Source organism: uncultured Chloroflexus sp. (assembly GCF_937951745.1).
Taxonomy (GTDB): Bacteria; Chloroflexota; Chloroflexia; order Chloroflexales; family Chloroflexaceae; genus Chloroflexus.
Genome location: NZ_CALFBQ010000073.1, coordinates 40089 through 64933, shown reverse-complemented (window position 1 = coordinate 64933; position 24845 = coordinate 40089). Strand labels below are relative to the sequence as shown.

Sequence of the window (24845 nt, the reverse complement as noted above, 5' to 3'; positions counted from 1 at the left end):
GTGAGCTAGATTTATTCAACCTACAGCCTCTGCCTCTTTCATACCGAGCTGACCAGTGATACCAACGAGGTGTTTGTGCGCCTCCTCGAACGCGCCGACCAGTGTGAAGACTGCGGTATGCCCCTCGCCGCAGGGCTGTTTCACTTAGCTCGCAATCAGGCCATCGATACTCGCCGCCGCACAAGACGCGCGGTGCCCCTTGATCGCGATCGGTTGGAGATAGACAGAGGTGCCTCCGAAACGGTGCTTGACCTGCGCTGGGAGTGAGAGCACGTACAGCAGATGCTGACAACTTTGCCTAACCTCTATCGGCGCGTGTTATGGTTGCGGTTTGGTCACGCACTGCCGCGTGAAACGGTAGCCTTTTCTGCGCGCTTTCGACACACGCGCAGAAGGGTTGGTCACGCACTGCCGCGTAAAACGGTAGCAGCACTGAGCGATGTACGTGTTGCGCGAACGATTATGCGAGCAGCCCGAACTGCTCCCCAATTCGCAGCGGGTCTACAGACCGCCAATGGCGTGATAGGTGTAGTATTCACAACCTGATCGGCAGCCCAGAGTAGATGTGCAGAAGATGTTTGGTCACACGAAGATGCTTCGCGACACTGTTGTGGCATGATGGCTGGCTGGGCTGGTACTGTTTCGGCCACCTAAAGGCGTAGCAATGCTACGCCCCTACGCGATCCTGCTCTCTGCGCGCTTCGTCAGAGATGGTCATACGCTGGGTGTCCTAGCGTGGTGACTCCATCCTTTACAACGTTGCTTGCTTCTGGTATACTTAACATCGTTGAATATCTATATGAGCTAGCATTAGAGCAACGCATGGCCGAATCGGAACTGCCCAACCTGACCACCGAGCACTCGACGCTCGACGCCATCGAGCAGATGATCCTGCGCATCAGTTGGCTGGCGCAGCGCCAGTTTGTGCAGTTGCTCGACGACGACCGGTTCAATCTCACGTTGACCCAGTTCTACACGCTGCTCCATCTGGCTCAGACCAATGGCGAATGCAAGATGTCGGATCTAGCCGAGGCAACGCAGCAGTCGGCGGCAGCGCTAACCGGCGTCGTGGATCGCCTGCTCGATAAGCAACTGGTCGAGCGCACCCGGCATGAACGCGACCGCCGGCAGGTGATGGTGCAGATTACATCGCGCGGCATTGCCATGATTGCCGCGATCAAGCAGGCCCGCCGCGAGCAGATCCACGCGGCGCTTGGCCACTTGCCGGCGGCTGATGCAGAACGGCTGCTGGAATTGTTGGAAGGAGTGTTAGCCGGAATGGCGCGCGTCCTCGAACGGAGTGAAACGGGACGGCTGGCCTGACAATGCAGCAACGAACGGGGTGGCATAGCCTGCGTTCGTTCGAGGAGTGACGATTGATGCGGTTTCGATGGCAATTTACTCGTCCCGCTGAGTTGCCGAAAGGCGTGAGCTGGTCACGTCTGCTAAGGTATCTCAGGCCATATCAGGGATGGATGGTTGTCGCACTAGTGACGATGGTCGTTGGTGCTGGCTTGGGGTTGGTAATGCCGTTGGTGATTGGTCAGATGGTCAATCTGATTACCGGTGATCAGTCGCTGCCGATCACCCAGATTGCCCTGCTGTTGGGATTGGTGGCTACTGGGCAAGCAGTGACCGGTCTGATCCAGACCTACAGTCTTACCTTTGTCGGTGAACGAGTGGTCACCGATCTGCGTCAAGCGGCGTACCAGCATCTCCAGCAGCTCGACCTCGCTTTCTTTGAACAGCGTCGCACCGGTGAGATTACATCGCGGATCACCAACGATGTAACGTTGATTCAATCAATGGTGACCACTAATCTGGGCATGCTGTTGGGAGGCGTGATCCAGTTGGTTGGTGCGATCATCTTGATGGTGGTTGTTTCATGGCAGCTCAGTGGGTTGGCATTGGTGCTTGTGCCAACACTCGTGTTGATTGCAGTCTTCTTTGGGCGCTGGCTGCGGCGGATCTCAACTACGGTGCAAGATCGGCTCGCCGATGCAACGAGCATCCTCGAGGAGACGGTGGCCGGCGTGCGGGTGGTGCGCTCGTTTGGGCGCGAGCCATATGAAATCGCGCGATTTCAGACTGCGACTGAGGCAACCTTTGCCGCAGCGATGAAACGAGCGCGGGTGCGGGCGCTCTTTCAACCGGCAATGTTGTTGACGGTCTGGGGTGCGTTGATCGGCATGCTGATTGTTGGCGGGTTTCTGGTCAGCACGGGATCGTTAACACCGGGTAGTTTGGTGGCCTTTCTCTTTTATGCCGGCATTGCGGCTGGGTCGATGGGCGGGTTCGTTGGTCTGTTTGGGCAGATGCAAGAGGCGCTCGGTGCAACAACGCGGGTGTTCGAGCTGCTCGACCAGCAGCCAGCGGTGACTGATGCTCCCGATGCCATCCCGCTGCCGCCAGTGCAGGGCCGGGTCGAGTTTCGTGAGGTGTCGTTCGCCTATCAGCGGGCCGAGAACGGCCAAACTGCGCCGGTCGTGCTCCGCAACTTCTCGCTGGCAATCGAACCGGGTGAGATGGTGGCGCTGGTCGGGCCGAGCGGCGCCGGCAAAAGCACCATCGTGAATCTCATCCCGCGCTTTTACGACGTGCAGGCCGGCAATGTCCTTATCGACGGCTATGACGTGCGCCGGGTGCAGATGCGGTCGCTGCGCGCACAGATCGGGATCGTGCCACAAGAGACGCTGCTGTTTAGCGGCAGCATCCGCGACAACATTCGCTATGGTCGGCTTGAGGCCAGCGATGCCGAGGTAGAAGCAGCAGCCCGCATGGCGAATGCGCACGAGTTCATTTGCAACTTGCCGGATGGGTATGATACGCCGGTTGGCGAGCGCGGCGTGCGTCTGAGCGGCGGCCAACGGCAGCGAATCGCGATCGCGCGCGCTATTTTGAAGGATCCACGCATCTTGATCCTTGACGAAGCGACCAGTTCGCTCGACAGCGAAAGCGAGCGGCTCGTGCAAGAGGCGCTGGAACGGTTGATGGCCGGTCGCACTAGCATCGTGATTGCTCACCGGCTGAGCACTGTGCAGCGGGCTGACCGGATTGTCGTGGTGGTGGCGGGTGAAGTGGTCGAAGCGGGAACCCACCGCCAATTGTTGGCCCGTGGCGGGATGTATGCCCGGCTATATGAACTGCAATTTCAAGCGCCAACGCTGTCCATTGCATCCGATTAAACCGCAGGAGCAACGTTCACACTGAACGTAGGAGATACCGAACCTATGAATGAGCCAATGTCCTTGTTTGACGATGTGTCCGAAGAGCAAGAAGAGCAATTTGAAGCGCCTGAACGCCGGTTGCCGATGGTGGTGCTCGGCGAGATGGTGATTATGCCGCACATGACCATCCCGTTGCAGGTGCCGCAGGGGAAATCCTACCGCGCTATGGAACGGGCATGGGATGAAGATCGCGATGTGTTGTTGATTTTTGTGCGTGAGCATCAGCTCGAAGGCTACAAGAGCAACCAACCGCAGAATCTGCCGCCAATCGGCGTGATTGCCCAATTGCAAGAGTTCGCCAAGCTGAATGACGGTACGGCGCGCGTGATCCTTGAGGGCCAGAGCCGGGCGCAGATTATCGAAGCGGTGCAGATCACTCCCTTCTACCGGGTGCGCTGCCGGCCAGTGACTGATCCGGTCGTCACCGGTCTCGAAGTCGAAGCGCTCATGGAGACGGTCAAACAGCAGGTTGATGAGTTTGTCGAGCATCTCGGCGAGGTGCCACAAGAGGCGGTGCAATTCGTGCATCGCATTGACCGTCCGGGCCATCTGGCCGACATCGTGACGTGGGGGCCGGCGTTCGACTTCAAAGACCGGCTGGAAATCCTCAACACGCTCGATCCGGTCGAGCGCTTGCGCAAGGCGTATCTGGTCTTGGCGCGCCAGCTTGAGCTGCTCAAGCTGCGGGTGAAGATTCAGCAAGATACCAAAGAGGTGCTTGATCAGAGCCAGCGCGAATACTTCCTGCGCGAGCAGTTGCGGGTCATTCGCCGCGAGCTTGGTGAAGACGAAGAAGGCGATGATCCTATCGATGAGCTGCGCCGTAAGATTCACGAATTGAATGCGCCGGAGTACGTTAAGAATCAGGCGTTGCACGAGCTTAAGCGGCTAGCCCAGCAGGGCATGAATAACCCTGAGTCGGGTGTGATCCGCACCTACCTTGACTGGATCCTCTCGTTGCCGTGGGCAGACGAGGAGTTGCCTGAGATCAGCATTACCGAAGCGCAAAAGGTGCTCGATGCCGACCATTATGGCCTCGAGAAGGTCAAAGAACGGATCCTCGAATATCTGGCTGTGCGTAAGCTGGCCGGCGACAAGCTGCGCTCGCCGATCCTCTGTTTCGTTGGCCCGCCCGGTGTGGGCAAGACGAGTCTAGGTCGCAGCATTGCCCGCGCGTTGGGGCGCAAATTCGTGCGCACCAGCCTCGGCGGCGTGCGCGATGAAGCCGAGATCCGCGGCCATCGCCGCACCTATATCGGCGCGCTGCCCGGTCGGATTATTCAGGCGATGAAGAACGTTAAGTCGAAGAGTCCGGTCTACATTCTCGATGAGGTAGACAAGATCGGGATCGACTTCCGCGGCGACCCGACTTCGGCCCTGCTCGAGGTGCTCGATCCTGAGCAGAACAATGCGTTCAGCGATCACTACCTTGAGATCCCGTTCGATCTCAGCAAGGTGATCTTCATTGCTACCGCTAACCAGCTCGAACCGATCCCGCTACCGTTGCGCGATCGCATGGAGATCATCGAGATCAGCGGCTACACCGAGGATGAGAAATTGGAAATTGCGCGCGGCTTCCTCATTCCCAAGCAGCGCGAGTTCCACGGTTTGCAAGAGGAGCAGATCGAGTTTACCGAAGGCGCGATCCTGAAGCTGATTCGCGAATATACCCGCGAAGCCGGCGTGCGCAGCCTTGAACGCGAAATCGCTAGCCTCTGCCGTAAAGTAGCGCGGCAGGTGGCCGAGCAGACCGAAGCGAACGGCGAAGCACCGCCGAAGGTTGTAATCGACGAAGCGGCGGTGGTCAGGTACCTCGGCCCTGAACGCTACACCTTCGGCATGGTCGAAGAGCAGGATGAAATCGGGGTGGCCACCGGTGTGGCATGGACGAGCGCTGGCGGCGATATTCTCAGCATCGAGGTGTTGCCGTTTAAAGGCAAGGGCCAACTGCAACTGACCGGCCAGCTTGGCGAGGTGATGAAGGAGAGTGCGCAGGCGGCGGTCAGCTATGTGCGCTCGCGCGCCGTTGATTTCGGCATCGATCCTAATACCTTCGAGGAGACGAACATTCATATTCACATTCCCGAAGGAGCGGTGCCGAAGGATGGCCCTTCGGCAGGGATCACGCTGACAACGGCATTGGTCAGCGCCCTCACCGGTACACCGGTACGGCGCGACGTGGCAATGACTGGCGAGGTGACGCTGCGTGGTAAGGTGTTGCCCATCGGTGGTTTGAAAGAGAAGACGCTGGCCGCGCACCGGGCAGGCATCCGCACGTTCATCTTGCCGAAAGAGAACGCTAAAGACATCAGCGAGCTACCGGAGAAGGTGCGGCGTGAGCTGAACCTCATCCCAGTCTCGTCAATGGATGAAGTCCTGCGGATCGCTCTCAGCCGGATGCCAACGCCGACTGGCAATCAGAACGGGTCGCATCCGAACAATAATCGCGGTCAGTCCTCGCCTGCACCGGCTGGCATGTGATGGGGATGGGACATTCAACGGAGCGGTGAGTTGAACACCTCACCGCTCCTGTGTCGCAACCCGGATTGCGAGCACGTGGAAGCTGTGGCTGATGTTCTCTGCTATGGCTCAATCTGCGCCGATCTGCGCATCTGGCTGCCACGCTGGCCCATGCCGGGCAGTGGCGTCCATGCCTTGCGTAGCGCTTGGTCAGCGGGTGGTAATGCGCTCAACGAAGCGCGCGCATTGACGTGGTGGGGGGTGCAGCCGCTCCTTTACGGTGACCGGTTAGGCGATGATCCAGCAGGTGAGGTGGTAGCGACTGAGCTGCGCGCACTCAATCTCGCTGCCAACATCGAACGTGATGCACGGGTAGCTACGCCGGTTTGCCATATCCTGATTACACCTGACGGCGAGCGCACTATTATCGCGCTTCGAGAGGGAACCGCTGCCTCGCCACCGCCGCCGGAAGCACTAGCGGCAGCACAGATCGTTAGTGTGAGCCGTTACGGGCTGTACACTACTGAGGTTGCGTTGGCCGCCCGTCGCTTAGATCGACTGGTAATTGTTGGTGATGTGCTAACACCGACTGAACCGCTCGCCCATGCTGCTGACGTCATTGTTACCTCAGCATCATTGCTTGACCCTGACCCGCTCGCACGGGCGACTGATCTCCATTACGTGCGTGGTGCGCCGGTCTTTCTCACCGACGGCCCTCGTCCGGCGCGCGTCTTCGTTGCCGGCGTTTGGTATGAAGTGTTACCGCCAGTGCAGACCGTGACCGACAGCACCGGCGCCGGCGACATCTTCCGCGCCGGTGTGACCTACGGTGTATGGCGGGGCTGGGATTGGCCGGCGATATTGGCGTTTGCTACTCGTGCTGCTACCGAACAGCTCACAACACCACCAACGGAAGGTTCACTTCGTGCGATACGGTCGCCGGTATAGCTGCCTCTGCATACCCCAACGTCGCGCCTGAGTTCGCCAGCCAATACTTCCCATGAGACGGTAAAGCCACACTGGAATTGCACGCTGCCGCATTCGACGTTGCGCTAAGAGGGGGATCGGTTGTCCTTGGGCCAACGCTTCGGCCGCCATCGTCAACGCCAGCCGGATCGCCATTACCCTGCCGTCCATAGTGGCGAGCGGCTCGCCATGTACCATCTCGCCGCCACCCAGCGCTAAACCGCCTTGCCAAGTAAAGCCAGCAGTGTGGGCAAATTCAGCACAGATCGCCAAGGCATTATCGAGATGATGGGCTTCGGGAAAGCCACAATTCCCAATCGCTACTAACCGGTTGGACGCTACCTGATGGTTGCGCCGATGCACGGCCAGTAACTCAAGCCATCGGATGACCGGTGCAGGCAATGTATCAATATAGAGTGGAAAGACCAGCACAATGAGATCGGTTGCGTCAAGTTGCGCAAGCAACGCTTGCAATTTCAGGGGATTGTTAAGCGTTGGATAGAGTAAGACGGTCTCGGTCGCAATACCACGCGCTGCAAGGTGCTGCATCAGATACTCGCCTAACGAATACGACGTGCTCTTACGCATGCGCGGACTTCCCACCAGCAACAGCGCGTTACGTGGCGGGGAGTGCTGAATGACACCGGCGGGAAGTGTCGGTAGCGGCGGCACCATCATCGTCGTACCGCGAGTAATGGCGGTGAGCGCTGCATCCATCTGTACGGCTAGCTCGCTCTCTGGCGGCATCCCGGTTACAATCGCGCAATAGGTAGTTGGCGCATAGAAATTGAGACTATTACGCCATACCAAATGGCGAAAAATCGCTTCAGTGTGAGGGTTTGGCGTCGCTTGCCAACCAATCGCCAAGAAGCTAGGGTACCGCTCGTAACGTCGCTTGTGATGCGTTTCACCGTTGAGCGTAGTAAAAAACGGCGCAATATTTTGAATCTGGTGATCAACCGCCTGCTTCAGCAGTGAACTATACCCACCAAAGGTGATAGGAGTGAGATAGACCATCACATCAGCCGCAACAATGGCAGCCGCAATCGTGCGATTATCATCGGCGACCATGCATTGACCGGGGGAACGCACCCAACAAAAGAAATCACCGGCACAATTACCGATCTTACACGAGCGGAGGGTAAAAGTCTGGACAGTATAGCCTTGCATTGCACATCGATCCAGCAGCGTTTGTCTGATCTGCTGACCAACCTCATCTTCAGCGGCGGAGCCATCTAGGACGACGACCTGCATTGCGATGTTCCTTTCACGAGCAAACAAATTGTTGCAGGATACACTCCATTTCATACCGGTACAATGCGGCGCCATCAGCACCAAACGGCGGAATTTGACGACCAATCTCAAGTGAGACCAGCCCATGCACCCGCGCCCAGATCAACATTGCGAGAGCAAAACTCTGCGGATCACAATCGCCGCCGTAATGCTGCCATTGCGCGAACATCGGCTGATAAACCGGAGGTATCTCTGGAAGCGGTGGCGCGTGTAACCGGCCCGCCAGTCGCAGCGCCTCGATCACGCTCACCAGCGCGCTCAACGCGCGCGCCGCCGCCGGCAGCACCTGCTCGATCGGCGCAACGTAGCCGGGAATCGGCGTGCCAAAGATGAGTTGGTACCGTTCCGGGTAGGTGATCGCCCACTGCCGGTAGGCGATGCCGGTAGCCCACAACCGGCCAACGAGGTTATCAGATGGAACCGCGTCGCGCGCAGCTAATTGGGCATCGCCAAACGAGGTGTACGCATCGATGATTAGCGCCGTGACAAGGGTGTCGCGGTCAGGATAGTAGTTGTAGATCGCCGGTGCTGTGATCCCCAATGCGCGTGCAATCGCCCGCAGACTCAGCGCCGGCGCACCATGAACTGCGATCTGCTGCCAAGCCGTTTGTTTGATGACCTCCGGTAAGTTGGGGGTTTGTTGGGATTTGGGTGGGCGAGGCATGATAGTCCTTAAAATAAACGATGTTTATTTACACTGTAAGTATACCATACGCGACAGTTGATGGTAAGAGAAGATTTGACAACTGCCGCACAACCCTTGGCGCTGGCCTGTTGTGAACAGAGGGCCGCGTCTGGCATAGTGCGCTGATAAATTACCGCAATCTCATCATCGTGCATCGCCTTCGTGTTATAATCGGTCAGAACGATGGGCTTGGAGGTATGGAATGCGAATCGCGTGTCTTGGATGGGGATCGCTTATCTGGGATCCCCGCTCGTTGCCGATACAGGGCCGCTGGTTGGAAGATGGGCCGCTAGTTCCTGTCGAGTTCGCCCGTGAATCAGAAGATGGCCGCGTCACGCTTGTGATCAAGACTGATGCGACACCTGTGCGGGTATTGTGGACGCTAATGCTTCCCACCGAGCTGCAAGCAGCGAAAAAGGCGCTGCGCGATCGTGAGAGGATACCAACCAAAAACTGGGAGAAGAGGATTGGATCGTGGCGGCACGGCGAAGCGGCGCCAGCGGCCATACCCGAGCTGCCCGACTGGGCGCAGGCGCGCAATCTTGACGCAGTTATCTGGACGGCGCTCAACCCTACGTTTACTCATGTGGATGAAATCATTGAACATCTAAACAATCTCAGCGGTGAGAAGAAAGAACGTGCAGAGCAGTACATCCGGTGCGCTCCGTCTCAGATCAAGACCGCGTATCGCCGCCAGATCGAGCACATATTCGGCTGGACACCCCGTAAATGCGGTAGTTAAATAATAATAGATGGCACTTCACATTGTCGGCAAAATCAGTGCGTTACTCAGACAGGAGATTACTGCAAGCAGCCCGGGCAATGCGCCCCTTTGCCCCACGCGCTTAGCCCATCGGTCGCATGAGCTACGAACTCTCTGAACAGCCCGATCAAATCATTCTACGAACCAACGACTACACGCTTGGCTGGTCAACCGACAGCGGCGCACTCATCCATTTCCAGCGCCATGACAGTTTGAATGTTTTGGGGCATGGCCCGGCGGTTGCCGGGGTAGATGTCGCTTTGGGCGATCCAGCGAACTGGATCACCAGCCGTACCTTTGCCCGCTATCTGTGGCACCGGGTGAGCGCCGACGATGATCAGATGGTGATGACAGTCATCGTCGGGCTGGGCCCGCTCAAAATCTTTGACCATTATCAGATCGGGTGCGATGCTATCAAGCGCTGGATCGAGATTGAGAATGTCAGTGGCGATGATCTGCGACTATACGGTGTGCGTTTGGTGATACCGGACGCACGTGTAGGCGAACCGAGTCATTGTCTCTTCGAGGCGCCGGGCAACAGCGTGCGGCCTCGCGCACCGCTCGCCATTGCGGCGACGCAAGATCGCACCATTCTCCCGCGCCGCTTTTTTGCGCCGGGTTTGCGGGGCGGCAGTGCCTTCGAGCCGGCGCCAACGCAGGGGCCGGGGGTGATGGCGTTGTGGAACGACGAACGACCGCTTACCCTGCTGTGCTGGTATGCCGGCGACGATGAAGCGGCGCTGCCTTACGTGCAAGGCGGTCACGAAGCGGTATCGTTAGCGTATGAGGTCGCTATCGCGAGCTGGCTGCGTTCTGACCAGCGGTTGGCGGTCGGGCAGCAACACATCGCGTTGGTATCCCAACCGTGGCCGGCAGCGCTGGCCGTTTACCGTGCGCTGACGCCATTGCCACAGCCGCCGGCGGCGTGGCTGCGCGATGCCGTACTGTACGTCGCCGATCTGCGCCACTATGGCGGCGCCGATGGTTTATGCGCTCACCTACCGGAATTGACAGCGCTGGGGGTTGATTCGCTCTGTCTGTTACCGTGGCACACGGTTGGCGAGCGACCGCACTTGATCGGTGATCTTGAACGGATCGATCCGGCTTGTGGCGAGGAACCGGCTATTCGCCACCTAATTGAGACTGCCCACCGGCAGGGGATGCGAGTGTTGCTCGATGTGGCGTTGCAAGGCTGCGCCGCCGACTCTCGCTACCTTAACGAACACCCCGAATGGTTTGTGCGCGACGAGGTCGGCGCGTTTGCGATCGGCATTCCGTCCGACTCCCCGGCAGCCGCCCGCCATCCCGGCGTAGCATTGTTGGCTGGCGGCTACCATTTTGATTGGACACGCAACGACTGGCGGTTGTACTGGCAGCAATGGGTGATCGAGCAGATCGATCGTTTTGCACTTGACGGGTTGCGGGTAGTGGCACCGTACCCGGCTGCGCCAGCGTGGATCCGCCGGCCACCGTTGCGGGCCAGCGCCGGCGCGGTGTTCATGGCCCAAGCCGTGAGCGAAATCGCTGCCGCGCGCCCTCATTTGACTATACTCTGCACCCTATCCGGGCCGCGTTCGGCCCAATGTGCCAGCGGCTGGTTCGATTATCCCAGCCATCATATGCTGATTCACCTTGCCATGCGCCGGATCACGCCGGCTGAATGGTGCGCCTATCAAGCCGATTATGCCGAACTCTACCCTCCCGCTTACCGGATCGGTTTTCTGGAAATGCACGATACTGCCGACTGCAACCCGCTGGCCGACGGCTTACGCGGCTCGCGACTAGTGCAGGCGCTGTGGGCTGTGATGCTGTTCAGCGGCTTAACGCCGGCAATGTGGAATGGGCAGGAGATTGCCGATCATCACATCTTGCCGCGCCTGCTCAACCTCTGGCAGCGTGAACCGGCGCTCCGCCACGGCGCGATCGACTGGCAGCCGTTCAGCGCCATACCCGGCGATGTGCTCGCCATCCGTCGCACCCTTAGCGAGCGCAGTCTGGTTGGTGTGGTTAATCTCGGCGCATTGCCGAGCCGTCTGATCACTACTCGCGGACTTGGCGGCGACATTCTCGGTCTTTTCCCGCTTGGCCGCGAGCGGCGCGGCACTGGCGAGGAATTGCGGTTAGCGCCGTTTGGGGTGTATTGTTTTGAGGGGTGAGGGAGACAACGCCAAGGCGCAGCGTATTCAAGCGCAAAGGCGCAACGGACGCCAAAAGTGCAAAGAGTTTTGGGTTACCTCTTCCCCTTTCCCTCGGCGCTCTCTGCGGTGAACGACTTACCCTCACCCCTAGCCTTGCCCCGCTGGGGTAGGAGAGAGGCGAGATGAAGCGCTGCTACGATAAACCGTTGCGCAAATTGCCGAACATTACCGAATCTCATGACTTTGCTGCGCGATCCTGTGCCAGCGCTGCCAATCCATTATCCGCGTACCGATGGGCATCCAGATCCTGAGGGTAAGAACTTTGAGAGGTTTGTTGTCAATAAGGTAAAATCAAATAAACCTGCTGATGCTGACCCCCACCTCGAATTGCCAAGCAATGAGAAAGAATTGTCATATGAGTCTTTGACAAATACCTGTCGTATATCAGCCTAGCGATTCCTTATCCGTACTCAAAGAGAGACCGGCGTCGCTGATCCCCCGCGCTCCGTTACGCCACGCGCGCACCAGTTTGCGGGCAAGGATCATTGCTCGGTGCTGGAGGGCTTTGGCGGCGGAGACAGTGCAACCGAGTTGGCGGGCCGTTTCTTCGAGGGACAGGTCATAGCCGAAGCGGAGTCAGAGCACGCGCCGGTAGTGGTCGGGCAGGGCAGCCAGCACGTACTGAAGGTGCTCCCAGTCCCACTGTGGGGCGAGGAGAGTTTCGGGGTCGCCGTCGTGCTCGGTGTCGCCCGCTTCAAGCGGTACGAAACGTCCGGCCCGGCGGCGGATATTCGCGGCCTGATCGCGGGCAAGATGAAACAGCCACGCGGTGAGGGGGAGACCGCGGTCTTCATAGTGGGTGGCCCGTTCGAGCAGGCGGATAAAGACCTCGCTGTGGGCGTCACGGGTCAATTCGGCATCACCCAAGCGGCGGCACAGGTAGTGATAGACGCGGGGCCCGTAAGTTTCATAGATCCAGCTCACGATCTGCGGGTCGCGTTGTTGAAGTCCGGTAATCAGGTCGTGGTGGGATGGAACGATCACTGCCCAAACTCCGCAAGCTACAAACACGTGAATGCCAACATGTACCCATCGGGGTGGGTTACGCGGATACGTGCCTCCTGTCTTGATAACGCAGTGCGTTAATCGCCGGTACTCCGTAGTATACGCCAGTACACAGGGCAAAACGGTAACAGTTTTTGCAAAATGTTTGGGGTGGGGTAGGGCGCATCACCGCTGCCTCTCTCCGCGTAAAGAGTTCGTGGTGCGAGCGCAGCGTGCCTGCCCGCCTTCCCCCAGCCCCCTATCTCCCTGTTCCCCCTCCCTCATTACTACGCCATCGGTGGCTGATACGTCCGGCGCGGGTTGGGGATCAGCTCTGGCTGCTCGCGCACCAGTTTGCGGGCAAGGATCATTGCTCGGTGCTGGAGGGCTTTGGCGGCGGAGACAGTGCAACCGAGTTGGCGGGCCGTTTCTTCGAGGGACAGGTCATAGCCGAAGCGGAGCCAGAGCACGCGCCGGTAGTGGTCGGGCAGGGCAGCCAGCACGTACTGAAGGTGCTCCCAGTCCCACTGTGGGGCGAGGAGAGTTTCGGGGTCGCCGTCGTGCTCGGTGTTGCCCGCTTCAAGCGGTACGAAACGTCCGGCCCGGCGGCGGATATTCGCGGCCTGATCACGGGCAAGATGAAACAGCCACGCGGTGAGGGGGAGACCGCGGTCTTCATAGTGGGTGGCCCGTTCGAGCAGGCGGATAAAGACCTCGCTGTGGGCGTCACGGGCCAATTCGGCATCACCCAAGCGGCGGCACAGGTAGTGATAGACGCGGGGCCCGTAAGTTTCATAGATCCAGCTCACGATCTGCGGGTCGCGTTGTTGAAGTCCGGTAATCAGGTCGTGGTGGGATGGAACGGTCATTGCACAAACTCCGCAAGCTACAAACACGCGAATGCCAAAACGTAAGCGCTCTCTGTGCCGCTCGCCAGAGCGGTGGGTGATGAAGGTCGTGCCTCCTTTCGGTGGATTATCTGAGTGCCGGTAGTAGGGAGTATACACTACGAAAGGTTTGAAAACGGTAACATTTTTTGCAAAATTTTCATTGAGATAGCATTTCAATATATCGATTTTAGGCCTCACCTGAAAGCAAATCACTACAATGATAATTTGATAAGATGAGACGTTATCAATTGGCGACGGTGATCTTACCCTGCCCAGCTCAATGGAATGTAGCTTAAGCGCATCAGTGATCATTAAAGTGGTTTCATTTGCTTAGGTTGTTGCTGCCGCTGGGAACTCTCTGCCTCCTTTTCGCGTCATCTCATCAGAGCAGTTTTCTGATTGCAAGGGATTGCCTATGCGCACGTTACTCTTGATCATAATCATCGCTTCGCTATCGCTTACCGCCTGTAGTGCCGCTACCACGTCAGCGCCGGCCCAACCTACCGCCACGCCTGATCAGCCTGTTCCCACTCAGCCGCCAGCAGCCACGCGCGATGCTGCTCCGCCGGCGAACGTTGAACCAACGGCGACGCGGTTGCCTGATAGTCCAACCGAATCGCCGGCTCCCGCCCCTACCGAGACACCGGCTGCTCTGCTGCCCACTGCTGCGCCGGCGGCAACGCTGGTGCCAACAGTTTTACCGATCAAGGAGACCCCTATGTCGATTCCGCCGGCTCCCGCACCGAATGCTCAGCCGCTGACGCCGCCGTTTGATGGCTTTGTCCAACGCCAAATCGATGCGGCGAAGCAAGATTTGGCCCAGCGGTTGGGGATTGATGTCGCTGCGATTGAGGTAGCTTCGGTCGAGGCAGTGACGTGGTCTGATGGTTCGCTCGGTTGCCCGCGGCCCGGCATGGCCTACATTCAGGTGTTAATTGACGGCTTGCGGATTCTATTGCGGGTTGGCGATCAGCTCTACCCCTACCATAGCGGCGATAACCAACCGCCGTTCTTATGCGAATTGCAGATGGGGCCGCGGGTCAAGCCGTAAGCCGTCGCGGAGGCGTAGCAGGGCTACGCCTCTACCTCGTGACGCGGTTTTTTCCTCGAAGTAACAAACCCCAAATGCTGCCAACCGTAATTCCTCACTCACGCCGCGGCGCTCACGACTGAGCGGGAATAGACCAAGCAGTTCAGCGCCGAGTTGTTGTGCGATGACAAGGCAGCTAAGTAATGCGCCAAGATTGACCACCCCGACAAGACTACGCTTACCGAGCATGCGGCGAATCGCTACGATGTCACTGGGTACACTGCTGAAGGCACACCAATCGATAGCGCCGTGGCGGAGTGCCGGTTCACGCTGCCAGAGGTTGAGCAGGCGCGGCAAGATGTGATGATCGGCAATCTCCTGCCCGTTCCACGTGGCCGGCGTTAAGCCACTGAACAGCATCACGGCCCACAGCGCCTGCACTAGTCGCGAGCCGCGTAAGCCGTCGGCCAGCGGGTTGCAGTCGGCAGTATCGTGCATTTCCAGAAAACCGATCCGGTAAACGGGAGGGGGGAACAAACCCAACGAGCCTAGACGCCATTGTCTAGAGCCTGTTACGCACTTCGGAGATAAACGTGGGATGCGTTCAGCATGACACACCAACCCTATCCACGCGATGTGAGCCTTCATCGCTCTCTACCTGACCTTCATAACTAAAGACGCCCCGCAGCGCGACCACTCGCTGCGTGAGGTTGTGAATGGATGGCGTTGGAGCATTCACACGGGCGTAGCGACGTTGCAATGCAACGTCGCTCCAACGCGCATGCTGCCCACCGATCTGCCGCCGTGGCCCACCGTCTCCCAGTAGAGACGGTGCAATGCACCGTCTCTACTCAGCGCACCGCGCTCGTCCATGAATGGCGTGCGTTCGCCGGAGTGCATGTGCTGGCCAGTGCGCTCCTCATACGGAAGCGGTTCATTCCCGTTATGGTCGAACGTACATAACAGGCTCTAGGCTCAACCATTGACACGGATGCGCTTAGGGCGCTGCGATCGGCCAGTGGAACCAAGCCACAAACAGATCGCCATGAGGAATCGCACCAACATAGTTACCGGCAATTGCCGCGAGCCCATTGGGCAGACCATACGCATTCGCCACTAGCTCGGCGCAAATCGCCAAACCAAAGCCGTGCCCCTTGCTACCATCGCTGCTGAACGTAAAGCCGCCGCGGAACAGATTGCTCCACTGCTGGCCAAAGCGCTGATCGAGCGCGCTGCGTTGCAGCGGATCGATCCGGTTTGCTACGACAAAGCGCAAACTTGGCGACGAGCAATCGAAAAGGGGGTAAATGCCGACCATCACCCGGTGATCGGCGCTGTGGCGAGTTGCGTTATTGATCAGGTTGTAGATCACCCGATCGAGGGCCGAGAACTCGACGCAGCGGTCAGCGACGACACCGTTGTAGCGCGCATCCACCACAATCTGGGCCGTGCCGTCGGGCAAGCGATAATCGGCTTGCTGCCACTTTTCTAGCAACAGATCAACGCCATGAGTGCGCAATTCAATATCGCGCGCCGTGCGCACCGGATCGAGATCGGGCACGCAGTTGCGCATAATCTTGAGGTGATCGCGCACCAGCAGATAGATTCGTTCAACATCAACAGGCTGCGCCTGCTCGAATTCGATCAGTTGCAATTGCAGCGCCAATGCTTGCAACGACCCGCCGCGAATATCGTGGATCACCTGCCCTAACACCGGATCGTGCCGGCTGAGCGAAATACCACGCAGTTCATGCATCAAATCGTGCCATCCCGTCTCGTGCAAAAACTGGCGCAATTCGTCGAGCTTAACCCGACGCATCTGGTCAAATCGGCTAAAAATAGCGAGCAACGTATCATACAGACGCCGCACCACCGGCTGCACGTTTTCCGGCAAGGCGGTGATGCTGATGCTGCTCACGCTGCGCACGAAGGGATCGTGGCGCAAGAACGGCAAATCACACGGCGCAAGGGCTTTGATTGTTTCGTCGCTAAGTGGGAATGCGCCGGTCATAGCAGCAGAACTCCTTTGGCATGGGCAACAACTGGCACCTTAGCCTGAACCTCTTGTCTCCAAGTAGTTAAACGTTAGTATAACCGATCTTTGAATTATTGTTGCAGCAATAATAGGCAAGCTATCGAATTGCAAATATGTACTAGAAATCACACAAATTGCCAGCGTATCTGCCTCATTCACGTAAAAACGCCGCGCACGCTTCGGGAATGCTGGGATTAATAAAAATGCCGCTGCCCATCTCAAACCCGGCCATGTACGACAGGCGCGGCACGACAGCCAGATACCAATGAAAATAGCCGTTTTCTGGCTCTTTGGCTGGCGTCGAGCGGAGCACCAGATTAAAATCGGGGTCGTTGAGCCGGTAGTAGAGCCGGTGAAAGACCTCGCGCACCACGTCGGCTAAGCCACCAAGTTCAGATTCGTCAAGATGGAAAAAACTCGCCCGATGCTTGCGCGGCAAAATCCAGAGGTGAAACGGCGAAGAAGCAGCGTAGAGCACAAACGCGACAAACTCATCATTCGCATAGACTATCCGCTCATTGCGGGCCACTTCATCGGCCAGCATCGTGCAAAACACACACTGGCCAGTATCATCAAAAAACCGGCGCGCCTCTTCGATCCGGTGGCGAATGTCGCTGGGTACTACCGGCACAGCCATTATCTGGCTGTGCGGATGTTGCAACGAGGCACCGGCCCGTTCGCCGTGATTCTTAAAAATGACAATCTGCTCAATCCGCGGATCAGTGCTCATCGCTCGCCCACGGCTCAGATAGACGGCCAGCACAGACCGTACCTCATCATGGGTCATGAGTCCGAGCGTCGTGTTGTGATTCGGGTGCTCGACCAGCACTTCGTGATAGCCATAACCGCTGATCGTGCGCCGCACTCCGTCAAAATGGCGCACCACCGGCCCGTGATCATGCAGGGCCGGATACTTGTTGCGCACAATCCGCAACTGCCACGAGCCTGTCGCCGGATAACGCTCAACTTCAAGATCGAGTTCTTCATTACCAACGCAGAAGGGGCAGTGCGGATCATGGGGCGGACGTTCGGCAGTGAGCGGCTGCTGGCGGGTTTCGGTAAAGGCATTAGGACGGCGCGCACGTTCACTGGCAATGATCACCCATTCGCGGGTGGCAATATTCTGCCGTAATTCGGACATGAGGCTTGCTCCACAGCGGACGGTTAGCCGCAGCGTTGCGCTATGCTTTGTATTGTAGCCGCAATGCATCTGATGAGCAAGTTATGCTAGTTGACAAACACCTACCGAGGAGCGTAAACTAACACATCAGATGATATGATTTTTTCGCAGAGGTGCTTATGTCCCTTTCTCGGCAACGGTTAGTTGAACAGGTCATTGACTACCTGCGACAGCAACTCAAGACACAAGCATACCCGGTCGGCAGTCGGTTGCCACCCGAACCCCAACTCATGGCGCAGCTCGGCGTCGGGCGCTCCACGGTGCGCGAGGCGATTCGGGCGCTAGCCCACGAAGGCTTGCTCGAAGTGCGCCAAGGCGATGGCACCTACGTGCGCGCCACGGCCATCGCCGAACCGTTGGCTGCGCGGCTGCGGCAGGCAAAAGTGCAAGAGGTGCATGAGGTGCGACGAGCATTAGAGCTGGAAGTCGTGGCATTGGCCGCCGAACGGCGCAACGACGATGATCTGGCCGAAATCCAGCGCTGGTTGGCGGCGCGCTCGGCGGCGCTGACTAATGGCGATACCGCCACTGCGCTTGCTGCCGACATCGAGTTGCACTGCGCAATTGCCCGCGCGACCCACAACCCGATGCTCAGCGATCTGTACCGGATGTTTGCCGTCACGCTCCACGACGCGCTCGGCGTGTTGTGGGACGCCGCCGCGCCAGCCGCTGATGACCGCTCCCACGTCGATCTGGTCGCGGCGATTGCAGCAGGTGATGCCGCAGCGGCGGTCGCCGTGACCCGCCAGATTCTAGCTCGTCACGAAGCAACGCTAAGTCACCACACCAGTGACGCATGATTTTTTGTCTACAAAAACATCTGATGATCTGATGAATTAAAAGGGTTAGTGCAAATGGAATTCTTCGACCTGCTCCTTATCTTCACCGCCGCACTGCTGGCCGGCGCACTGAACGCGATTGCCGGCGGCGGCAGTTTTTTCTCGTTCCCCGCGCTTTTGGTGGCCGGCGTGCCGCCAATTGTGGCTAATGCCACCAACGCGCTGGCGCTGTGGCCGGGCACGCTGGCCAGCATCGGCGCATACCGGCGTGAACTGCGCGGCCAACAACGCGATATTTGGCTCTTTAGCGGCTTAAGTCTGCTCGGCGGGTTGCTCGGCGCAATCTTGTTGCTCTACACCGATGAGCGGCGCTTTACCGCGCTGATCCCATATCTGCTACTCTTCGCCACGCTGGTCTTCACCTTTAGCCCGCAGATTACCCGCCTTGCGCAACGGACGGTCGGCAAAGGCAACGGCCAGCGCTGGCTGGTTGTCGTTATCTACCTTGCCATTGCCATTTACGGTGGCTTTTTTGGTGCCGGATTGGGCATTCTCACGCTAGCTGCGCTAGCTCTGCTTGGTTACGATAACATTCACCGCATGAATGCACTCAAAACGTTGCAGGCGGCGCTGGTCAACGGGATTGCCGTAGCGACCTTTGTTACAACCGGCTTGATCGCGTGGCTGCCGGCCCTGATCATGACGATTGGCGCGATCGCCGGCGGCTATGGCGGCGCGGCGATTGCCCGCCGGATCGATGCCCGCCGGGTGCGCATAGCCGTGGTGGTCATTAGTATCGGGTTGACGGTATGGTTCTTTGTCCGCAGTGCGTGACCGTCACGCCGCCGGCAGCGTAAACCAGAAGGTCGATCCGTGCCCTTCTTGGCTGCTGGCCCAGATCCGGCCACCGTGCCCTTCGATCAGATGCTTGGCGATCGCCAAGCCCAAGCCGGTGCCACCAGCGTGACGGGTGCGCGCCCGGTCGACTTTGTAGAAACGCTCAAAAATCCGGCGCAACTCGCGGCTTGGAATGCCAATGCCGGTATCGCTGACGCTAATCAGCACCCACGTGCCGGCGGGATGCGGCGGACGATCCTCGCGCGAAGGCGGATCGTCAACCGCGATATACAACACCTTGGCCGTAACCGAGATTGTGCCGCCTTCGGGGGTGAACTTCACTGCATTGTGCAGCAAATTGAGCAACACCTGCCCAATCCGGTCGCTATCCATCAGCGCTGGTGGCAAATCATGCGCCGACTCGATGCAAATGGTCTGCTGTTTCCGATCGGCCTGTGGCCGGATGCGTTCCACAGCTCGCTCGATCACCGGCCCAACCGCTAGCGGCGCTAACTTGAGCGACACCCGTCCCGACTCAAGCCGCGAGAGTTCGTGCAATTCATCAACCAATTGCGTCACCGCATCGATCTCTTGCGCCATCTGCCCCAACATCCTTCCGGCAATATCGGGCGGCGGCGCCGATTGCAATGTCTCCACCAGCAACTTGAGCGAAGCAAGCGGGGTGCGCAACTCGTGCGAGACGTTCGCCACCAAATCGCGCCGCGCCCGTTCGAGCATGCTAATCTGGGTCAGGTCGCGAATAACGATTAACGCCCCTTCCGGCGGGCCAGTTTGGACGATCAGCGGCTCGTAATGCAAATGCAAGGTGCGACCGGTCGCCAGCGGGCGAATCGTCAATTCCCGCCGTTCACCATCGGCGATCACATCGCGCGCCAACCGATCGGCTTGGTGATCGCGCAAGAGCGTAATTAAGCCGCTGTCGGTTGCGCTCCCTTGCCCAGCTAGCAGATGGATCGCCGCTTCATTGTGAAATACGATCTGGCGCTCGGCATCAACCACAATCACGCCGGCATCAACAGCTCGGGCCAGCGCAAGGAATAGGGGCTGGTGGTGGGGAACGAGTAGTGCGGGAACGGGATCAGTCTGCGTTTCCGGCGCAGGGTCAGACGAAATCATCAGGTAATCCTGTTGCGGCTCAGGCGAGGCAAGAGACGACGTAGCGGCGCTTGTGGCCAGCTTACGCTCGAACCGACGCCAACGGCGGACGCTGAGGATCAAGCTCACCGCCAGCACTACCGTAGCCACCGTTAGCGTCAATTCAAGCAGGGTCATGCAGATTCTGTGATGTTAGCTGTACGCTGCCGAGTTTGGAAAGCCGGTCTGGTCACACTCATGGATGTCATCGTGAGGGGCGGAGTTCGCGCAGTAATCCCGGCGAGATTGCTGCGATTGCCATGGTGCCCGCCCTCTGAACGATACGCGCATGCGGCAGCTTCACCGCCACATTCCATCGAGCTGCGCAACCCCGGTCACACCTGCTCGGCGGGCGGCTCAAACCGGTAGCCAACGCCGCGCACGGTCTGAATATAGGTCGGCTTGCCGGGATCGGGTTCGATCTTTTCGCGCAGCCAGCGAATATGGACATCGACGGTGCGGCTGTCGCCGATAAAATCTTGCCCCCAGACTCGTTCGAGTAACAGATCACGGGTCAGGGCAATGCCGCGATTACGCATCAAACACGTAAGCAGATCGAACTCTTTTTGGGGCAAGTTAAGCTCTTGGCCATCGCGCCATGCCCGCCGGCTGCTAGTATCAACCCGGATCACACCGGCCTCTAGCACCTCACGAACAATCGAGTGGGGCTGGCGTTCGCTGCGGCGCAAAATAGCGCGCACGCGCGCCAGAAACTCACCGAGGCTGAACGGCTTGCTGATGTAATCATCGGCGCCGAGTTCGAGGCCGGCAATCCGGTCGACCTCGTCTTGGCGGGCGGTGAGCATCATAATCGGCACATCGCTCTCTTGGCGGAGGATGCGGCAGACTGAGAAGCCATCGAGCCGGGGCAACATAATATCCAGCACAATTAAATCGGGCTGATCGCGGCGGGCGCGGTCGAGACCATGCACCCCATCTGCCGCGACAATTACCGAATAACCTTCGCGTTCAAGGTTATACTGCAGAGTCTCGGCCAGTGTCGTTTCATCTTCGACGATCAGAACCGTCGCCATAGCTGCTCCACACATGAAGACCGCCGGTGAAGGGCCGGCGGTCGTTGCCACGTGGCGAATGTGGTCGGGGCGGAGGGATTTGAACCCACGACCCCCGCGTCCCAAACGCGGTGCTCTACCAGGCTGAGCCACGCCCCGACGTCCTTAAGGTTAGCAGCATGATAGGGATTTTGTCAAGCGGGTTGTCAATAGTCACGAACAGACACAGAATAGCTTTAGCGGAAGGATCAACCGTACCAGCCGCCCAGCCAGCCATCGTTGTAGATGACTGGCGGCAGCTTCGTTTTGCATCAATCACCTTCAGCCACTGGCGGCACGGGGGGCGGGCCGGGGCGAGGCGTGAGTTGGAGCCGGGCGCGCACGCGAGCCATTTCGCCAACGGCGAGGCGGGCTTCGGCCAGCCATTCGCGGTGTTCGTAGGCAAAGGCGCGGGCAATATAGGCCAATGCGCTGCTGCGGGTATCGGCAATGCCAACCGCCACCAACAGATCGAGTAATTCGCGTTCAGCGCGGCCCAACCGGGTCATCACCGGCACCGTGCGAGTGGTAAAGAGTACCTCGTGGTCGGCGGCGCGCATACCCCACGCCACCGGCACCCCGCTGTGACGTTCGATCTCGCGTGCAATCCGCATCCGGTCGCGCCGGGTCTGCTCGCGCAAGAGTGGGATCTCTTCGAGCGGGCGAGCGATGGGCAAAATAATGATCAATTCGTCACTGTACCGGCGAATCTCAGCCGGGCCAGCCCGCACTTCAGCCGGCAACCGCTGCGTAATAAGGCGCTGAATCTCTTCGTCATGCATTGAGGGTGTCCGTTCTGCTCTTGTTGATCAAGTTCTTTCGCAATGCGTGACACGGCAATGTGATAGTTTACCTCTCCAACCCGGCTTCCCAACTCCTACCCGGTAATGATCGGGTAGCGTGAAGCACCGCAGTCTACATCACGTACCCAGAGGGCCTATCATGAAATGCGGCAGGAAAACTGACACACTCCATAACGAGAAGGGTTACTGCTTACTAACCGCATCGGCAGATGCTTGGCGCATAAACCATGCCGCCAGCAGCCCGACCACATATGCCGCCACGCCAAACAAAAACGTCTCACCGATCACCTGTGCAGCGATTTCCATCAGAAAGCGGGCCGGGTCGGTCATCGCCAGCGGGTTATCGGCGCCAGCACGGCGCAACTCATCTTGACGATGCACACCCCAGAGGGTCAAAATCGCAACACCGACCGTCATCCCTACCAACCGCAACGCGATCACAAGCGCCGACGCTGCGCCGCGCCGGTCTTCACCAGCTGCCGCTACGACCGTATCGGCCACCGGCGCGATTACCAAGCCAAGGCCAATCCCAGTCAATGCCAGCTCAAGACCCATACGCAGATAGGTCGCTTCAGGCCCCCAAAACGCCATCAGCGTAGAGCCAACCAAGGCAAGGCCCAAACCGAGCAACGCCGGCAACTGCCCACCGTAGCGTCCGGTCAACAAACCACCCGGCAATGCTGCCGCTGCCATGGTCAACGTCAGGGCTGAAAGCATCCAGCCGGCATCCCATGCCGCAATCCGCAGAATATCGCTATCGGTTGGGTGGTAGAGCAGCAAATAGGTGTTGATGTAGAGCGGCACATTCGTGATCGCGATCGCTAGCCCAAAGCCGACCATGACATTGATCACACAGGCCATCGCCGTATCGCGCCGGGTAAAGAGTTCCAGCCCGATCAGCGGATCAGGGCTGCGCCGCTCGGCCCAAACGAAGAGAGCCAGCAAAACCAGCGCCACAAGTACCAGCAGCCCGGCGTAAGGCGGTGGCCCCAGCCGTTCACCGTAGAAATCGGTTGCACCCAATTCACTGCCGGCCGCCAAGCCGACATTCAACGCCACAAGGCTGCCACTCAACAACATCGTGCCCAGCCAATCGAAATGACCGGCTCGCGGCGGGGTGGGAATCTGGCGCAGTGCATACCATGTCAATCCCAACGCCACCAGCCCGATCGGCAGATTCAGCCAGAAGAGCAGCCGCCAATCGTCAAAAATCCTCATCAGCACGCCGCCGTAGAGATGGCCAACCATCCAGCCAGCAGTGTCAACCGCGCCGATAAGCCCCAGCGCCGCCGCCCGCTGACCGGGCGGAAAGAGATCGCCGACCAGTGCCATCGAAACCGGCACCATCGCCCCCGCACCTAGCGCCTGCACCACCCGGCCAATGATGAGCATCGTCAGATTGGGCGCGGCTGCCACCCACGCCGACCCGATCAAAAAGACGATCAAGCAAACAAGATAGACCATGCGCCGCCCAAGCAGATCCGACAAGCGGCCCATAAAGGTGATGCTCACCGTATAGGCCAACAAATAGCCGCTCACTGCCCACGACGCCCGGTTAAGCTCGGTATCGAGCGACAGGCGCAGGTCGATCATGACCTTCGGCAACACCGCGCTAATGACAGTCAAGTCAACCGCGCCGATAAAGATGGCCAAGCAGACCAATCCTAGTGTAATCCGAGGGTCGAACGCGCGCACTTCGGCTTTAGTCAACGCAGGATTCGTCATGGGCATTGCACCGGTTCGCGGACATCAACCGTCTTGTCGTACTCGCTAAACTCAAGCGTCCACGTGCTCGGATTGGCGGCATCGGTTGCGGTATCGACCAACACTACTCGGCTAGCGCGCATGGTCGCTTGATCGGCCCACAGATCGGCGGTGACCGGCCCCGCTCCCAGCAGATTAAGGCTAATCGCGCGCAACTGTTCAGCCGGCAGCGTACCACGCAGGTGGTAATGCGGACGACCGTTCAGGTCTTCAATCCCCACCAGCGTCACATCGGCAAATTGGTTGGCCAGCAACGCTTCGATCCCAATATCGGGAGCAAATAAGACCGCCGGATCGAACGTCGAGCCGGGTTGCAGACACATCCACTGGCGCGTAATCGGATTAGTCGTATACTGCTTGCCAGCCAGCGAAACCGTCCGGATCTCGCCAATCGCATTGCCTAGTGTGATGTTGAGAACCGAGAGCACAGCATCAGGGCGACGCAAATCGCCTTCAATGCTATTCAGCGTCGTCACCCCGCCCGCATCGAGCGCCACCGGCTTACCGATCAGGGTAATCCGAAAATGGACGCTCTGGCTATTTTGGGTAGCTTGACCAATGGCCGATGCCAACGCGCGCGGATCGGGTGTCGGCGTCGGTGTCGGCGGCGCTGCCACTCCCCCACAACCAACCAGCCACAGGACCAGACTCGCGATGAGCCATCTCCAGCTCTGCTTCATAGCGCACCTTCTCATCTGCTGTGCTACCATGGTCGTGACAGTAGTATAACAGAGGTCGTCCACC

General features: G+C 58.8%; 21 protein-coding genes, 1 tRNA gene and 1 pseudogene. 9 read left to right on the top strand and 14 right to left on the bottom strand.

All coding sequences use genetic code 11. The features are described 5' to 3' along the window. Nucleotides 1-822: 822 nt before the first annotated feature. From Q1A59_RS16250 to Q1A59_RS16235, 4 genes are all read left to right on the top strand, one after another. Nucleotides 823-1323 carry a MarR family winged helix-turn-helix transcriptional regulator gene (locus Q1A59_RS16250; RefSeq protein WP_298402271.1) on the top strand — a complete coding sequence of 167 codons (501 nt, stop codon included), beginning with the start codon at nt 823-825 and terminating at the stop codon, nt 1321-1323. Between the two features lie 56 nt (nt 1324-1379). After that, complete coding sequence (locus Q1A59_RS16245; protein WP_298490683.1) at nt 1380-3185, top strand: ABC transporter ATP-binding protein; 1806 nt, start codon at nt 1380-1382, stop codon at nt 3183-3185. A gap of 45 nt (nt 3186-3230) precedes the next feature. After that, nucleotides 3231-5708 carry an endopeptidase La gene (gene lon / locus Q1A59_RS16240; protein ID WP_298402275.1) on the top strand — a complete coding sequence of 826 codons (2478 nt, stop codon included), beginning with the start codon at nt 3231-3233 and terminating at the stop codon, nt 5706-5708. 84 nt (nt 5709-5792) lie between these two features. Continuing rightward, a complete protein-coding gene (locus Q1A59_RS16235) occupies nt 5793-6635 on the top strand; it encodes a carbohydrate kinase family protein (RefSeq protein ID WP_298402276.1) in 843 nt (280 codons plus the stop codon). Here the strand turns inward: Q1A59_RS16235 and Q1A59_RS16230 are convergent. Beyond that, the gene (locus tag Q1A59_RS16230; protein ID WP_298490684.1) at nt 6606-7907 is read right to left on the bottom strand and encodes an NAD(P)H-dependent oxidoreductase; all 1302 of its coding nucleotides are present in this window, start codon (nt 7905-7907) and stop codon (nt 6606-6608) included. The genes Q1A59_RS16235 and Q1A59_RS16230 overlap by 30 nt on opposite strands. Before the next feature lie 13 nt (nt 7908-7920). Next, nucleotides 7921-8610 (bottom strand): TetR/AcrR family transcriptional regulator, encoded by a 690-nt coding sequence (locus tag Q1A59_RS16225; protein WP_298402280.1) that lies wholly within the window; start codon nt 8608-8610, stop codon nt 7921-7923. A 223-nt stretch (nt 8611-8833) separates the two neighbouring features. On the opposite strand from Q1A59_RS16225, the gene Q1A59_RS16220 reads away from it, so the two are divergent. Together Q1A59_RS16220 and Q1A59_RS16215 are read left to right on the top strand one after the other, a co-directional pair. Then, entirely contained in the window at nt 8834-9373 is a 540-nt protein-coding gene (locus Q1A59_RS16220; RefSeq protein WP_298402282.1) for a hypothetical protein, read from the top strand. Between the two features lie 119 nt (nt 9374-9492). Further along, nucleotides 9493-11550, top strand: a complete 2058-nt coding sequence (locus Q1A59_RS16215) for an alpha-amylase family glycosyl hydrolase (protein WP_298402284.1) — start codon at nt 9493-9495, stop codon at nt 11548-11550. Between the two features lie 426 nt (nt 11551-11976). On the opposite strand, the pseudogene Q1A59_RS16210 reads toward Q1A59_RS16215, so the two are convergent. From Q1A59_RS16210 to Q1A59_RS16200, 3 genes and pseudogenes are all read right to left on the bottom strand, one after another. Next, a pseudogene (locus tag Q1A59_RS16210) lies at nt 11977-12156 on the bottom strand (hypothetical protein); the annotation flags it as partial. A gap of 12 nt (nt 12157-12168) precedes the next feature. Further along, nucleotides 12169-12576, bottom strand: a complete 408-nt coding sequence (locus tag Q1A59_RS16205) for an RNA polymerase sigma factor (protein ID WP_299645237.1) — start codon at nt 12574-12576, stop codon at nt 12169-12171. 287 nt (nt 12577-12863) lie between these two features. After that, nucleotides 12864-13445: an RNA polymerase sigma factor gene (locus Q1A59_RS16200; protein ID WP_298490686.1), complete on the bottom strand. Its 582-nt coding sequence runs from the start codon at nt 13443-13445 to the stop codon at nt 12864-12866. A 436-nt stretch (nt 13446-13881) separates the two neighbouring features. Here Q1A59_RS16200 and Q1A59_RS16195 point away from each other — a divergent pair, with 436 nt between their 5' ends. Next, nucleotides 13882-14517, top strand: coding sequence for a hypothetical protein (locus Q1A59_RS16195; protein ID WP_298405024.1), 636 nt, complete (start codon nt 13882-13884; stop codon nt 14515-14517). Here Q1A59_RS16195 and Q1A59_RS16190 read toward each other — a convergent pair. The 3 genes from Q1A59_RS16190 to galT all read right to left on the bottom strand — a co-directional run bounded on the left by Q1A59_RS16190 (nt 14479) and on the right by galT (nt 17672). After that, a complete protein-coding gene (locus Q1A59_RS16190) occupies nt 14479-14994 on the bottom strand; it encodes a hypothetical protein (RefSeq protein ID WP_298405027.1) in 516 nt (171 codons plus the stop codon). The genes Q1A59_RS16195 and Q1A59_RS16190 overlap by 39 nt on opposite strands. A gap of 499 nt (nt 14995-15493) precedes the next feature. After that, nucleotides 15494-16507 carry an ATP-binding protein gene (locus Q1A59_RS16185; RefSeq protein ID WP_298405030.1) on the bottom strand — a complete coding sequence of 338 codons (1014 nt, stop codon included), beginning with the start codon at nt 16505-16507 and terminating at the stop codon, nt 15494-15496. A gap of 175 nt (nt 16508-16682) precedes the next feature. Further along, a complete protein-coding gene (gene galT, locus Q1A59_RS16180) occupies nt 16683-17672 on the bottom strand; it encodes a galactose-1-phosphate uridylyltransferase (protein ID WP_298405034.1) in 990 nt (329 codons plus the stop codon). A gap of 158 nt (nt 17673-17830) precedes the next feature. On the opposite strand from galT, the gene Q1A59_RS16175 reads away from it, so the two are divergent. Then, the gene (locus Q1A59_RS16175) at nt 17831-18511 is read left to right on the top strand and encodes a FadR/GntR family transcriptional regulator (protein WP_298405038.1); all 681 of its coding nucleotides are present in this window, start codon (nt 17831-17833) and stop codon (nt 18509-18511) included. Nucleotides 18512-18565: 54 nt separating this feature from the next. Then, entirely contained in the window at nt 18566-19324 is a 759-nt protein-coding gene (locus Q1A59_RS16170; RefSeq protein ID WP_298405041.1) for a sulfite exporter TauE/SafE family protein, read from the top strand. Between the two features lie 3 nt (nt 19325-19327). On the opposite strand, the gene Q1A59_RS16165 is transcribed toward Q1A59_RS16170, so the two are convergent. The 6 genes from Q1A59_RS16165 to Q1A59_RS16140 all read right to left on the bottom strand — a co-directional run bounded on the left by Q1A59_RS16165 (nt 19328) and on the right by Q1A59_RS16140 (nt 24781). Further along, a complete protein-coding gene (locus Q1A59_RS16165; protein WP_298405043.1) occupies nt 19328-20620 on the bottom strand; it encodes a cell wall metabolism sensor histidine kinase WalK in 1293 nt (430 codons plus the stop codon). A 197-nt stretch (nt 20621-20817) separates the two neighbouring features. Continuing rightward, nucleotides 20818-21516 (bottom strand): response regulator transcription factor, encoded by a 699-nt coding sequence (locus Q1A59_RS16160; protein ID WP_299645236.1) that lies wholly within the window; start codon nt 21514-21516, stop codon nt 20818-20820. Nucleotides 21517-21577: 61 nt separating this feature from the next. After that, a tRNA-Pro gene (locus Q1A59_RS16155) sits at nt 21578-21654 on the bottom strand. A gap of 152 nt (nt 21655-21806) precedes the next feature. Then, nucleotides 21807-22316, bottom strand: a complete 510-nt coding sequence (locus tag Q1A59_RS16150; RefSeq protein WP_298405049.1) for a hypothetical protein — start codon at nt 22314-22316, stop codon at nt 21807-21809. 204 nt (nt 22317-22520) lie between these two features. Further along, complete coding sequence (locus Q1A59_RS16145) at nt 22521-24062, bottom strand: MFS transporter (protein WP_298490582.1); 1542 nt, start codon at nt 24060-24062, stop codon at nt 22521-22523. Continuing rightward, on the bottom strand, nt 24059-24781 hold the full coding sequence (locus Q1A59_RS16140; protein ID WP_298405055.1) for an LppX_LprAFG lipoprotein: 723 nt from the start codon (nt 24779-24781) through the stop codon (nt 24059-24061). Before Q1A59_RS16140 ends, Q1A59_RS16145 begins: the two co-directional genes overlap by 4 nt. Nucleotides 24782-24845 lie beyond the last annotated feature (64 nt).

Coding starts and splice junctions, on each gene's coding strand:
- Q1A59_RS16250 (WP_298402271.1), top strand. CDS start 823: ATGGCCGAATCGGAACTGCCCAACCTGACCACCGAGCACTCGACGCTC.
- Q1A59_RS16245 (WP_298490683.1), top strand. CDS start 1,380: ATGCGGTTTCGATGGCAATTTACTCGTCCCGCTGAGTTGCCGAAAGGC.
- lon (WP_298402275.1), top strand. CDS start 3,231: ATGAATGAGCCAATGTCCTTGTTTGACGATGTGTCCGAAGAGCAAGAA.
- Q1A59_RS16230 (WP_298490684.1), bottom strand. CDS start 7,907: ATGCAGGTCGTCGTCCTAGATGGCTCCGCCGCTGAAGATGAGGTTGGT.
- Q1A59_RS16225 (WP_298402280.1), bottom strand. CDS start 8,610: ATGCCTCGCCCACCCAAATCCCAACAAACCCCCAACTTACCGGAGGTC.
- Q1A59_RS16220 (WP_298402282.1), top strand. CDS start 8,834: ATGCGAATCGCGTGTCTTGGATGGGGATCGCTTATCTGGGATCCCCGC.
- Q1A59_RS16215 (WP_298402284.1), top strand. CDS start 9,493: ATGAGCTACGAACTCTCTGAACAGCCCGATCAAATCATTCTACGAACC.
- Q1A59_RS16200 (WP_298490686.1), bottom strand. CDS start 13,445: ATGACCGTTCCATCCCACCACGACCTGATTACCGGACTTCAACAACGC.
- Q1A59_RS16195 (WP_298405024.1), top strand. CDS start 13,882: ATGCGCACGTTACTCTTGATCATAATCATCGCTTCGCTATCGCTTACC.
- Q1A59_RS16190 (WP_298405027.1), bottom strand. CDS start 14,994: ATGCACGATACTGCCGACTGCAACCCGCTGGCCGACGGCTTACGCGGC.
- Q1A59_RS16185 (WP_298405030.1), bottom strand. CDS start 16,507: ATGACCGGCGCATTCCCACTTAGCGACGAAACAATCAAAGCCCTTGCG.
- galT (WP_298405034.1), bottom strand. CDS start 17,672: ATGTCCGAATTACGGCAGAATATTGCCACCCGCGAATGGGTGATCATT.
- Q1A59_RS16175 (WP_298405038.1), top strand. CDS start 17,831: ATGTCCCTTTCTCGGCAACGGTTAGTTGAACAGGTCATTGACTACCTG.
- Q1A59_RS16170 (WP_298405041.1), top strand. CDS start 18,566: ATGGAATTCTTCGACCTGCTCCTTATCTTCACCGCCGCACTGCTGGCC.
- Q1A59_RS16165 (WP_298405043.1), bottom strand. CDS start 20,620: ATGACCCTGCTTGAATTGACGCTAACGGTGGCTACGGTAGTGCTGGCG.
- Q1A59_RS16160 (WP_299645236.1), bottom strand. CDS start 21,516: ATGGCGACGGTTCTGATCGTCGAAGATGAAACGACACTGGCCGAGACT.
- Q1A59_RS16150 (WP_298405049.1), bottom strand. CDS start 22,316: ATGCATGACGAAGAGATTCAGCGCCTTATTACGCAGCGGTTGCCGGCT.
- Q1A59_RS16145 (WP_298490582.1), bottom strand. CDS start 24,062: ATGACGAATCCTGCGTTGACTAAAGCCGAAGTGCGCGCGTTCGACCCT.
- Q1A59_RS16140 (WP_298405055.1), bottom strand. CDS start 24,781: ATGAAGCAGAGCTGGAGATGGCTCATCGCGAGTCTGGTCCTGTGGCTG.